This is a genomic window from Escherichia sp. UTM R2 (assembly GCF_048593455.1).
Classification (GTDB): domain Bacteria; phylum Pseudomonadota; class Gammaproteobacteria; order Enterobacterales; family Enterobacteriaceae; genus Escherichia; species Escherichia coli.
Map to the genome: position 1 here is coordinate 2,362,608 of NZ_JBFWDY010000002.1, position 12,369 is coordinate 2,374,976.

Consider the following 12,369-nt stretch of genomic DNA (forward strand, 5'->3'; position numbering starts at 1 on the left):
AACCTCTTTGCGTCACATTTTTACAACAATTATTGCAGAGAAAATTAATGCTATTGGAATGAAGAGAGTAACGAATGGCTAAACTGGCTAACCCGAATGACGAAAAATTCTGGAAAACAGCACGCAATTTCGTGAAGTGATTATTTTCGTCCCTAAGGAAACCTCATAGGATGCCTGCGGGTGCCTGAGACTTTCTGTTTTCAGGCTAACCGGGAATCAGAAAGACGAAGGCCCCGACCGATATTTCTATCAACTGTACTGCACCCATTTTGTTGGACGATGAAATGGAATAGCCCCTAATATGTCAAAGCCAAAATACCCTTTTGAAAAGCGCCTTGAAGTCGTGAATCACTACTTCACAACTGATGATGGTTACAGGATCATCTCGGCACGTTTTGGTGTCCCCCGAACCCAGGTCAGGACATGGGTTGCCCTCTATGAAAAACATGGAGAAAAAGGTTTAATTCCCAAACCTAAAGGCGTTAGTGCTGATCCAGAGTTGCGTATTAAGGTCGTGAAAGCTGTGATCGAGCAGCACATGTCCCTTAATCAGGCTGCTGCTCACTTTATGCTTGCTGGTAGTGGTTCTGTAGCCAGGTGGCTGAAGGTCTATGAAGAGCGCGGAGAAGCTGGTTTACGCGCGCTCAAGATTGGCACCAAAAGAAACATTGCAATATCAGTTGATCCAGAAAAAGCGGCATCAGCATTGGAGCTGTCAAAAGACCGACGCATTGAGGATCTTGAAAGGCAAGTTCGATTTCTTGAAACGCGGCTTATGTATCTAAAAAAGCTGAAAGCCTTAGCTCATCCCACGAAAAAGTGAAAGTACTCAACGAGCTAAGGCAGTTTTATCCTCTTGATGAGCTTCTCAGGGCTGCGGAGATACCGCGCAGTACGTTTTATTATCATCTAAAGGCTCTCAGCAAGCCTGACAAGTATGCGGACGTTAAAAAGCGTATTAGTGAGATTTATCACGAGAATAGAGGCCGATACGGATACCGTAGGGTAACGCTGTCTCTTCATCGAGAAGGGAAACAGATTAACCATAAAGCTGTTCAGCGCCTGATGGGAACCCTCTCACTTAAAGCAGCGATTAAGGTCAAGCGATACCGCTCTTACAGAGGAGATGTAGGGCAAACCGCCCCTAATGTTCTCCAAAGAGATTTCAAGGCTACGCGGCCAAACGAGAAGTGGGTTACCGATGTTACTGAATTTGCAGTCAATGGGCGCAAGCTGTATTTGTCTCCAGTAATAGATCTCTTCAACAACGAAGTTATTTCTTACAGCCTTTCGGAAAGACCAGTGATGAACATGGTTGAGAATATGCTCGATCAGGCATTCAAAAAGCTTAATCCTCACGAGCATCCTGTTCTGCACTCTGACCAGGGATGGCAGTATCGTATGAGAAGATATCAAAATATCCTTAAAGAACATGGTATTAAACAAAGCATGTCCAGAAAAGGCAATTGTCTGGATAATGCTGTGGTGGAGTGTTTCTTTGGAACCTTAAAGTCGGAGTGTTTTTATCTTGATGAGTTCAGTAATATAAGCGAACTGAAGGATGCTGTTACGGAATATATTGAATACTACAACAGCAGAAGAATTAGCCTGAAATTAAAAGGTCTGACTCCAATTGAATATCGGAATCAGACCTATATGCCTCGTGTTTAACTGTCCAACTTTTTGGGGTCAGTACAAACCGAGGCCAACGAATGAACCTAGCAATTCAGATCTTAGCCTCTTACCCGCCATCCGGCAAGGAGAAAGGCTATGAAGCACAACCCTCTGGTGGTGTGTCTGCTCATTATCTGCATTACGATTCTGACATTCACACTCCTGACCCGACAAACGCTCTACGAACTGCGGTTCCGGGACGGTGATAAGGAGGTTGCTGCGCTCATGGCCTGCACGTCCAGGTAAGGGCAAGCGCGGGGATTTTCCCCGCGCATCTGACTAGCAGATTCATTTTCTCATGGCACCCCTTTTACACTTCAGTTAGTGCATGTTTTTTTCGATGCACTAATAGAACCATCATTACAGACAAATTTGCCGCCTGCAGTACAGTGTGAGATCCCCCCTTTCGAACCAGAACAAGGTTTGCGCCCGGCATCGGCATAAAAGGAAACAAGCGTTCCCATAAACAAAATAAGTGCCAGTTTTTTCATATAACCTCCATGGTTTATCGAATCTTATGTTCGATTTGAACGTTATACGCTGGTTTATTTTGATACCGTTGATGAGATCAAAGATCGGGTGAATTGATTAAAAATAAGCCAGATGGACGTATGGGCAAGGATTATGGTTTTATTTGTCATACAAATAAATATAATAGGCGCTTCCGATGTAGACCCGTATTCTTCGCCTGTACCACGGGTCGGTTTTAGTACAGGCGTTTTCTTTAAATATCCTTCAGGAACGTTTACGCGGCATCATGCGTAGAAGTGTGTTGTCCTTCCAGAAATAGTGGTGTGCCAGTGCGGCCGCAGCGTGCAACCCGATGACAAAGTATCCCAGATTCGCCAGCGTTTCATGCCACGACTTTAAGCTATCTACCCGTTCGAAATTGGCCTCTGAAGCGTAAGGCATCGTCATACCAAACGCAAACCACGGGTTGCCTCGGTTATACATCATCACCAAACCAATCACTGGCAGCGCAATAAACAGGAGATAAATCACCAAATGTCCCAAATGCGCCAGTCCCGTCATCATCGGTTTCGGCTTAGGTATAATCGGCGGGGTTGGGTATTTCAGTCTTAACAAAAGACGAACCACCATCAGCACGAGAATTGAGATGCCACAGGAAACATGAATCATGTTGATGAGTGGCCGATCGCTACGTGGGAAGAAACCACGAAACTCCATTGCGCAATACGCTGCGATAACCAGCAAAAAGACCAGCCAGTGAATGCTGATTTGTAACCTTGAGTATTTATTTTCCATAACATTTCCTGCTTTAACATAATTTTCCGTTAACATAACGGGCTTTTCTCAAAATTTCATTAAATATTGTTCACCCGTTTTCAGTACGTTACGTTTCACTGTAAGAATGGAGATTGCCCATCCCGCCATCCTGGTCTAAGCCTGGAAAGGATCAATTTTCATCCGAACGTTCCTGACAGGAGAAAACCATGAGTAAAGTTGGTATTAACGGTTTTGGTCGTATCGGTCGACTGGTGTTGCGTCGATTACTTGAAGTCAAAAGCAACATAGACGTTGTCGCTATTAATGATCTCACTTCTCCAAAAATTCTCGCCTACCTGCTGAAACATGATTCAAACTACGGACCGTTCCCCTGGAGCGTTGATTTTACGGAAGATTCACTTATCGTTAATGGGAAAAGTATCGCGGTTTACGCCGAAAAAGAGGCTAAAAATATTCCGTGGAAAGCGAAAGGTGCAGAAATCATTGTCGAATGTACTGGCTTTTATACCTCCGCCGAGAAATCGCAGGCGCATCTTGATGCTGGCGCGAAGAAGGTGTTGATTTCCGCCCCTGCCGGTGAAATGAAAACTATCGTTTATAACGTCAATGACGACACTCTGGATGGCAACGACACCATTGTTTCCGTGGCATCATGCACTACTAACTGTCTTGCGCCGATGGCCAAAGCCTTGCATGACAGTTTCGGGATAGAAGTCGGCACGATGACGACCATTCATGCCTATACTGGCACCCAGTCACTGGTGGATGGCCCGCGTGGTAAAGATTTACGTGCTTCACGCGCAGCGGCAGAAAATATCATTCCCCACACTACGGGCGCGGCAAAAGCCATTGGTCTGGTGATCCCGGAACTGAGCGGCAAACTGAAAGGTCATGCGCAACGCGTGCCGGTGAAAACAGGTTCGGTCACTGAACTGGTATCGATTCTCGGAAAAAAAGTGACTGCCGAAGAGGTGAATAACGCACTTAAACAAGCAGCCACCAATAACGAGTCATTTGGTTATACCGATGAAGAAATAGTCTCTTCCGATATCATTGGCAGCCATTTCGGTTCGGTGTTTGATGCCACGCAAACGGAAATTACCGCCGTGGGCGATTTACAACTGGTGAAAACGGTCGCCTGGTACGATAACGAATATGGCTTCGTCACGCAGCTTATTCGCACCCTCGAAAAATACGCTAAACTCTGACGCGCACAGGCGGAGGAAAAAATCTCCGCCTCTTTCACTCATTAAGACTGTAAATAAACCACCTGGGTCTGCAGATATTCATGCAGGCCATGTTTACCATCTGCGCCGCCAATACCGGATTTACGCCATCCGGCGTGGAAGCCTTGCATAGCTTCGAAGTTTTCACGGTTGATGTACGTTTCACCAAACTTCAGCCCTTTAATGGCTTTCATCGCGACGTTCAGATTTTGGGTATAGATTGATGAGGTCAGGCCGTAATCACTGTCATTAGCCATTGAGATAGCATCTTCCAGCGTGTCAAATGCGACCACCGGCAGCACCGGGCCAAAGGTTTCCTCATGCATAATCGACATTTCCTGGCGAACATCCAGCAGCAATGTCGGCGGATAATAATATCCTTTCCCCTCTACCGCTTTGCCACCCAACGCCACTCTCGCCCCTGCTTCTACTGCGCGCGCCACTTTTTGCTCGACCCTTTCCAGCGCCGCGGCGTTAATCAACGGCCCCATCGCAATGTCGTTGCGTTCAGCGGGGTTACCAAATTGAACCGCCTGCATCGCTTCACCCAGCCGATTGACGAACTGATCATAAATGCCTTTCTGTACATAAACACGTTCTGCACAGTTACACACTTGCCCACTATTAATGACGCGTGAATCAACGATAGCTTTGACTGCCAGTTCAAGATCGGCATCGTCCATTACGATAGCTGGTGCTTTACCACCCAATTCCAGACACACTTTGGTGATGTTTTTCGCCGCAGTCGCCATAATCTTTTCACCTGCAGAGACGCTGCCTGTCATACTGACCATTGCGACCTTTGGGTTACCCGCCAGTTCTTGCCCAACGGTTTCACCACGCCCCAGTACAAGGTTAAACACGCCGCGCGGAAGGCCTATTTCATCGACGATTTTGGCGAATGCAATCGCATTGTTTGGCGTAAATTCACTGGGTTTAATGACAATGGTATTACCAGTCAAAAGAGCGGGAGCCATTTTGCGGGCAATGAGGAAGAACGGGAAGTTCCACGGCAGAATGCCGGTAGTCACACCAAGCGCACGTTTAAACAGAAGAATATTTTCTCCTGGACGATCGCTTTGAATAATCTCGCCCTCGTAACGCCGTGCCCACTCCGCCATGTAATCGATATAGTCCGCAGTAAAAGCCACTTCGACTTCAGCCAGCTGCTGGATCTTGCCCCCTTCTTCAACAATCAGCGCACTGATTTCACTGGCGCGTTCGCGGATCCCGGCGGAGATTTTGCGCAACCAACTGGCGCGTTCAATTGCAGGCAACGCTTCCCATTCTGGTTGTGCACGTTCTGCTGCATCGATTGCCTTACGGGCATCCTCGGCCTGACCATCGGGAATGCGGGAAATGACAGCCTCTGTAGCAGGGTTTACCACATCAATCCATGCGTCTCCACGCCAGGTAACAAACTGTCCATCAATATACATAGGATGTTGAACGGGTACTGACATGGGCGACTCCTGTGATTTATATGTTTGCTTTTGGTAAATGTATTGTTAATTAACATCAATCATCAGAGAGACGGCATCGTGAAAGGACAATTCTGTGAAGGGCTTCATAAAAACAAGTGTAAAAGGAATAAAAGGCAGAAATAAAAGTCAGGAGTCATGCCCGTTTGCAAACAAGTGGTTCACAAACGGGCAATTTTTAACGTAACGAGCGACTTTCCATCGCCTCGATGAGCACCGCATCGTGTTTCAGCGTTTGCCATGCCTGAATGACTTCTGCCGGAAAATCAACGTGAACGATAAAATCTCGCCCGCGGGGACCGTAGCCATCGCTATCATCGCGTAAACGCGGCAGCTCGCCAGTGAGTAGTGAGAGATAACGCTCAACGGGGGAACCGCAGAATTCGGAAAAAATCGTACGCTAAGCTAACGGTGTTCTCGTGACAGCTCTTTGACTAGGCTTTCTAAGGCCATTCTGATAGCCCTGACTTCCTGAAAAGCCATGGCTAAAATTTGTGCGGCTAAAAGGGATAACCGATGGTAAAGTAAGTTATCCCTGTCGAGATACTGAAAAGCGTTATCCTCGTTTTTCCCAAAACTGTTTTGCCAGTTCGCTCAGAGCGCTAGTTAACTGAGCGACAGATTTCGCACTTTGCAAATTATTCTGCCCGGTCTGTACATTGGTATCAGCAGCATCGCGTATATTGATAATACTGCGGTTTATGTCTTCACTTACTGCTCCCTGCTGCTCGACCGCAGTCGCTATTTGCGCGTTCATGTCGGTAATTTCGTTAACGCGTTGGCCAATTCCATCAAGAGCTGTAGCTGCTTCCTCTGCGTGAGCTACACTCGTGTGCGCTTGCCGACTACTTTGCTCCATGACTGTAACAGCGGATTGCGCTCGCTCTTGTAGAGCGCTGATCATGCTTTGAATATCCGTTGTCGATTGCTGTGTGCGAGCAGCAAGACTGCGAACCTCATCGGCGACAACAGCAAAACCACGCCCCTGCTCACCAGCACGCGCGGCCTCAATTGCTGCGTTGAGTGCCAACAAATTCGTTTGCTCGGCGATCCCTCGTATAACGTCAAGAACTTTTGATATCTCGTTACTTTGACCTTCAAGCTCATGAATAACCTGAGTGGCTTGCCTAATTTCACCTTCAAGGGCAGTGATTGACTGGCTTGTGTGGGCTACCAGACGCTGGCCAGATGCCGTCTCAGTGTCTGCTCTTCCGGCCGCATCTGCAGCATGCTGTGCATTGCTCGCAACCTCTTGAATGCTTGCCACCATTTGGTTTACTGCCGTTGCTATTTGATCTGTCTCTGCCTGCTGCTCAACTGTAAGTACATTGCTTGACTCAATATCCTTTAGTAGGCCTCGGGTGTGTTCGCTAAGCCGATTTGATGCATCACCTATGCGACCTACTATGGCGCCTGTTTCAGCTTGCATCATTCGTAAAGCAAACTCGATTTGGCCAAACTCATCGGTGCGCCCAGTGTAGAGGGATTGACTTAATGGGTTATTGGAAATATTCCTGGCTCTTTCAACCAGTCTTCCAAGAGGAGAGAGAATAGCCAAAACACTAACAGAGCTTAAGCTTCCTGACATTAAAGTGGCTAACAATAAGCTGCTTATTGATGTATCAGTAAGCATGCCGGCAGCCATTGCGCTTGATATAATACTACCCCATATGAGCAAGAGTATTTTCACGGAAAAGCTAGCAGCCAATTTCGGCCTCGCGGCCTTCCCGCTTCTCAATTGAGCATATAATTTTTCCGCAGCCAAAACCTGCTCAGGTTCAGGCTTGGTCCTTACAGACTGGTATTCAACAATCGAACCATTCTTAGCTATTGGCGTTACATAAGCACTTACCCAATAGTGGTCGCCATTTTTACAGCGATTTTTTACTAGCCCCATCCATGAGCGGCCAGATTTTAATGTACTCCACATATGCTCAAATGCAGCAGGCGGCATATCTGGGTGTCTTACGATGTTGTGAGGCTGGCCTAATAGTTCTTCCTCAGTGAAACCACTGATTTTAATGAAGTCAGGATTAACGTACGTGATATGGCTTTGAGGGGAGGTAGTCGAAAGAATATTGGCATCTTTTGGGAGTTCTAAGTTTCGACCCGTCACTGGTAAATTCTGGCGCATAAGAACCTCAAGGGTTGGCTGTTTTATTTTATTGTTTTCGGCATTAAGCCCAATTTCTTGAGCGTTACGATAAAGCTAGCATGGAAACGATAGGTGCAAGCAAGTTAAGGGTTGCATCGCGCATGTCAATCTAGGCTATACCCTAACTTGATGTCAGGCAGGGCCGCGCCGCTTCGTCAGAATAGAGTCTGCTTTCCCATTTTTTGACACATGCCCGCGAAGGTTATAGATTTCAGCCTGACAGAAATGGGCTTTGAGGCACAACGGAACAGAAAGTGCACTTAAGCCGCCTTCAACCAAGGAGACATCGTGCAGGGGCACCGCATCGGCTACGTCCGGGTCAGCAGCTTTGACCAGAACCCGGAACGCCAGCTGGAACAAACCCAGGTGAGCAAGGTGTTCACCGACAAGGCATCGGGCAAGGACACCCAGCGCCCCCAGCTCGAAGCGCTGCTGAGCTTCGTCCGCGAAGGCGATACAGTGGTGGTGCACAGCATGGATCGGCTGGCCCGCAACCTCGATGACCTGCGTCGCTTGGTACAGAAGCTGACTCAGCGCGGCGTGCGCATCGAGTTCCTGAAGGAGGGCCTGGTGTTCACTGGCGAGGACTCGCCGATGGCCAACCTGATGCTGTCGGTGATGGGGGCCTTCGCTGAGTTCGAGCGCGCCCTGATCCGCGAGCGGCAGCGTGAGGGCATCGCCTTGGCCAAGCAGCGTGGCGCGTACCGGGGCCGCAAGAAAGCCCTGTCCGATGAGCAGGCTGCTACCCTGCGGCAGCGAGCGACGGCCGGCGAGCCCAAGGCGCAGCTTGCCCGCGAGTTCAACATCAGCCGGGAAACCCTCTACCAGTACCTCCGCACGGACGACTGACACATGCCGCGTCGCTTGATCCTCTCGGCCACGGAGCGGGACACCCTGCTTGCGCTGCCGGAAAGCCAGGATGACCTGATCCGCTACTACACCTTCAACGACTCCGACCTGTCGCTGATCCGCCAGCGACGCGGCGACGCCAACCGCCTCGGCTTCGCCGTGCAGCTCTGCCTGCTGCGCTACCCCGGTTACGCGCTGGGAACCGACAGCGAGCTGCCCGAGCCGGTCATCCTGTGGGTGGCGAAGCAAGTCCAGGCCGAGCCGGCGAGCTGGGCAAAGTACGGCGAGCGCGACGTGACCCGTCGCGAGCATGCCCAGGAACTGCGCACCTACCTGCAACTGGCCCCGTTCGGCCTGTCCGACTTCCGCGCCCTGGTGCGCGAGCTAACCGAGCTGGCCCAGCAGACCGACAAAGGCTTGCTGCTGGCCGGTCAGGCCCTGGAGAGCCTACGGCAGAAACGACGCATCCTGCCGGCGCTGAGCGTGATTGACCGGGCCTGCTCGGAAGCCATTGCGCGAGCCAATCGGCGGGTCTACCGCGCCCTGGTCGAACCACTCACGGACTCGCATCGGGCCAAGCTGGACGAGCTGTTGAAGCTCAAGGCCGGCAGCAGCATCACCTGGTTGACCTGGCTGCGCCAGGCACCGCTGAAACCCAACTCTCGGCACATGCTGGAACACATCGAGCGGCTGAAGACATTTCAGTTGGTGGACTTGCCCGAAGGCTTGGGCCGGCACATCCACCAGAACCGCCTGCTCAAGCTGGCCCGCGAGGGTGGGCAGATGACGCCCAAAGACCTCGGTAAGTTCGAGCCGCAGCGCCGCTACGCGACCCTGGCCGCCGTGGTGCTGGAGAGCACCGCGACCGTGATCGATGAGCTGGTCGATCTGCATGACCGCATCCTGGTCAAGCTGTTCAGCGGCGCGAAGCACAAGCATCAGCAGCAGTTCCAGAAGCAGGGCAAGGCGATCAACGACAAGGTGCGCCTGTACTCCAGGATCGGCCAGGCGCTGCTGGAAGCGAAGGAAAGCGGCAGCGACCCCTATGCCGCCATCGAGGCGGTGATTCCCTGGGACGAGTTCACCGAGAGCGTCAGCGAGGCCGAGCTGCTGGCCCGGCCGGAAGGCTTCGACCACCTGCACCTGGTCGGCGAGAACTTCGCCACCCTGCGCCGTTACACGCCGGCCTTGCTGGAGGTGCTGGAACTGCGCGCCGCGCCGGCCGCGCAAGGCGTGCTGGCAGCCGTGCAGACCCTGCGTGAGATGAACGCCGACAACCTGCGCAAGGTGCCGGCCGATGCACCCACGGCCTTCATCAAGCCGCGCTGGAAGCCGCTGGTGATCACCCCGGAAGGCCTCGACCGGAAATTCTACGAAATCTGCGCCCTGTCCGAGCTGAAGAACGCCCTGCGCTCCGGCGACATCTGGGTCAAGGGCTCGCGGCAGTTCCGCGACTTCGACGACTACCTGCTGCCGGCCGAGAAGTTCGCCGCACTCAAGCGCGAGCAGGCCCTGCCCCTGGCGATCAACCCGAACAGCGACCAGTACCTGGAAGAGCGTTTGCAGCTGCTGGACGAGCAGTTGGCCACCGTCACCCGCCTGGCCAAGGACAACGAGCTGCCCGATGCCATCCTCACCGAGTCAGGGCTGAAAATCACCCCGCTGGATGCGGCGGTGCCGGATCGGGCGCAGGCGCTGATCGACCAAACCAGCCAGTTACTGCCGCGCATCAAGATCACCGAACTGCTGATGGACGTGGACGACTGGACGGGCTTCAGCCGCCACTTCACCCACTTGAAGGACGGGGCCGAGGCCAAAGACAGGACGTTGCTGCTGTCCGCAATCCTCGGTGATGCGATCAACCTCGGGCTGACCAAGATGGCCGAGTCGAGCCCCGGCCTGACCTACGCCAAGCTGTCCTGGCTGCAAGCCTGGCACATCCGCGACGAAACCTATTCGGCGGCCTTGGCCGAGCTGGTCAACCACCAGTATCGCCACGCCTTTGCCGCCCACTGGGGCGACGGCACGACCTCATCCTCCGATGGCCAGCGCTTCCGCGCGGGTGGCCGGGGCGAGAGCACCGGGCACGTCAACCCGAAGTACGGTAGCGAGCCGGGACGGCTGTTCTATACCCATATCTCCGACCAGTACGCGCCGTTCAGCACCCGCGTGGTGAATGTCGGCGTCCGCGATTCCACCTATGTGCTCGACGGCCTGCTGTACCACGAGTCCGACCTGCGGATCGAGGAGCACTACACCGACACGGCCGGCTTCACCGATCACGTCTTTGCCCTGATGCACCTGCTAGGCTTCCGCTTCGCGCCGCGCATCCGCGACCTCGGCGAAACCAAGCTGTACGTGCCGCAGGGCGTGCAAGCCTACCCGACGTTGCGCCCGCTGATCGGCGGCACCCTGAACATCAAGCACGTGCGTGCCCACTGGGACGACATCCTGCGCCTGGCCAGCTCGATCAAGCAGGGCACCGTCACCGCCTCGCTGATGCTGCGCAAGCTCGGCAGCTACCCGCGCCAGAACGGACTGGCCGTGGCCCTGCGCGAGCTGGGCCGGATCGAGCGCACGCTGTTCATCCTGGACTGGCTGCAAAGTGTTGAACTGCGCCGCCGCGTGCATGCCGGCCTGAACAAAGGTGAGGCGCGCAACTCGCTGGCCAGGGCGGTGTTCTTCAACCGCCTTGGGGAAATCAGGGATCGGAGCTTCGAGCAGCAGCGCTACCGGGCCAGCGGCCTCAACCTGGTGACGGCGGCTATCGTGCTGTGGAACACGGTGTACCTGGAACGCGCCACCCAGGGGTTGGTCGAGGCCGGCAAGCCGGTGGACGGCGAGCTGCTGCAATTCCTGTCGCCGCTGGGCTGGGAGCACATCAACCTAACCGGCGATTACGTCTGGCGGCAGAGCCGCAGACTGGAAGACGGGAAGTTTCGGCCCTTACGGATGCCCGGAAAACCTTAGCGTACGATTTTTTCCGAATTCTGCGGGCTCCCCTCAACCGGCCATAATCCTTGTAACTGATTAATAAAGATTACACTGTCTGCGTTATTTCCTAACTGAGGAACGAATCCGGGATAACTTAACCAGCGTGGTGCATCGGGATTGTCCCCGGTCATACGGCGGAACGTTGCCATCGTGCGCCGCTGCATGGTGGGGTCCTGTACAACGATAGCCGTATGAACTCGTTCTACGGCCTGATTCAATAGCGCGATGCTAAAGCGTGCGTTTTCACCGCAGTTTGTTGACTGGTCTTCAATCCAGATTTTTTCATGCGGAATATGCCAGAACTGATGAGCGATATCCGCCAGGATGGTCGCTCTGCTCTGCCAGTGGTGCGGATAGTGTTGTAGTGCGGATGCTGTGCGATGGCGCTATACAAAAAAGTGGTCGAGTGACCGATACCACCACTAATCAGTAAAGGAATTTGCTGATCGCGAGCAATCTTACATGCCGCATCGATAGTCGGCATAACCGCATTTCCTGCAAGTATGACGCAATCAGCCTGATACGGCACCTCACCGGAGAAATCATCCTGCGCCAGCCACTGTCCGATAACATTTATGGCATCTATAGTTGCCGTCGAAAGCGTCGGAAACGGGGTAATGTTCATGGTTCCTCCTTATCGTTCCCTTAAGAATACTGCGTGAGATAATAGTGAGAAGCGGAGCACTCTGAAAGGAGGAAGTCGTATTTCCTTAACCGCCACTCCGCAAGCCCGACATAACTT

The 12,369-nt window shown here is 52.5% G+C and carries 10 protein-coding genes and 2 pseudogenes; 5 read left to right on the top strand and 7 right to left on the bottom strand.

Annotated features, from left to right (window positions below):
* Positions 1-301 precede the first annotated feature (301 nt).
* Positions 302-1,671 (top strand): IS3-like element IS150 family transposase gene (locus tag AB4H76_RS12275; protein WP_088538165.1). Its coding sequence is split into 2 segments (ribosomal slippage): positions 302-782 and positions 782-1,671, totalling 1,371 coding nucleotides; the frame shifts between segments, so codons are not numbered across the junction.
* Between the two features lie 99 nt (positions 1,672-1,770).
* On the top strand, positions 1,771-1,920 hold the full coding sequence (gene hokB / locus AB4H76_RS12280) for a type I toxin-antitoxin system toxin HokB (RefSeq protein WP_001320773.1): 150 nt from the start codon (positions 1,771-1,773) through the stop codon (positions 1,918-1,920).
* Here the strand turns inward: hokB and yncP are convergent.
* The 3 genes from yncP to cybB form a co-directional block, all read right to left on the bottom strand.
* Positions 1,898-1,966, bottom strand: a complete 69-nt coding sequence (yncP, locus tag AB4H76_RS12285) for a hypothetical protein (protein WP_212591405.1) — start codon at positions 1,964-1,966, stop codon at positions 1,898-1,900. The genes hokB and yncP overlap by 23 nt on opposite strands.
* A 25-nt stretch (positions 1,967-1,991) precedes the next feature.
* Positions 1,992-2,165, bottom strand: a complete 174-nt coding sequence (locus AB4H76_RS12290) for a periplasmic protein (protein ID WP_000731833.1) — start codon at positions 2,163-2,165, stop codon at positions 1,992-1,994.
* 244 nt (positions 2,166-2,409) lie between these two features.
* Positions 2,410-2,940 carry a cytochrome b561 gene (gene cybB / locus AB4H76_RS12295; RefSeq protein ID WP_001571380.1) on the bottom strand — a complete coding sequence of 177 codons (531 nt, stop codon included), beginning with the start codon at positions 2,938-2,940 and terminating at the stop codon, positions 2,410-2,412.
* Positions 2,941-3,128: 188 nt separating this feature from the next.
* Here cybB and gap point away from each other — a divergent pair, with 188 nt between their 5' ends.
* Entirely contained in the window at positions 3,129-4,130 is a 1,002-nt protein-coding gene (gap, locus tag AB4H76_RS12300; protein WP_077491585.1) for a type I glyceraldehyde-3-phosphate dehydrogenase, read from the top strand.
* Positions 4,131-4,171: 41 nt separating this feature from the next.
* On the opposite strand, the gene aldA is transcribed toward gap, so the two are convergent.
* The 3 genes and pseudogenes from aldA to AB4H76_RS12315 all read right to left on the bottom strand — a co-directional run bounded on the left by aldA (position 4,172) and on the right by AB4H76_RS12315 (position 7,763).
* Positions 4,172-5,611 (bottom strand): aldehyde dehydrogenase, encoded by a 1,440-nt coding sequence (gene aldA, locus AB4H76_RS12305; protein WP_077491587.1) that lies wholly within the window; start codon positions 5,609-5,611, stop codon positions 4,172-4,174.
* Between the two features lie 196 nt (positions 5,612-5,807).
* Positions 5,808-5,999, bottom strand: a pseudogene (locus AB4H76_RS12310) (YdcF family protein); the annotation flags it as partial.
* A gap of 186 nt (positions 6,000-6,185) precedes the next feature.
* Positions 6,186-7,763, bottom strand: a complete 1,578-nt coding sequence (locus tag AB4H76_RS12315; RefSeq protein WP_001323889.1) for a PAS domain-containing methyl-accepting chemotaxis protein — start codon at positions 7,761-7,763, stop codon at positions 6,186-6,188.
* A 309-nt stretch (positions 7,764-8,072) separates the two neighbouring features.
* On the opposite strand from AB4H76_RS12315, the gene AB4H76_RS12320 reads away from it, so the two are divergent.
* Positions 8,073-8,633 (top strand): recombinase family protein, encoded by a 561-nt coding sequence (locus AB4H76_RS12320; RefSeq protein ID WP_001161490.1) that lies wholly within the window; start codon positions 8,073-8,075, stop codon positions 8,631-8,633.
* Positions 8,634-8,636: 3 nt separating this feature from the next.
* Positions 8,637-11,603 (top strand): Tn3-like element TnAs1 family transposase, encoded by a 2,967-nt coding sequence (locus AB4H76_RS12325; protein WP_001138014.1) that lies wholly within the window; start codon positions 8,637-8,639, stop codon positions 11,601-11,603.
* On the opposite strand, the pseudogene AB4H76_RS12330 reads toward AB4H76_RS12325, so the two are convergent.
* Positions 11,600-12,252: pseudogene (locus AB4H76_RS12330) on the bottom strand (YdcF family protein). The gene AB4H76_RS12325 and the pseudogene AB4H76_RS12330 sit on opposite strands and share 4 nt — an antisense overlap.
* Positions 12,253-12,369: the final 117 nt, after the last annotated feature.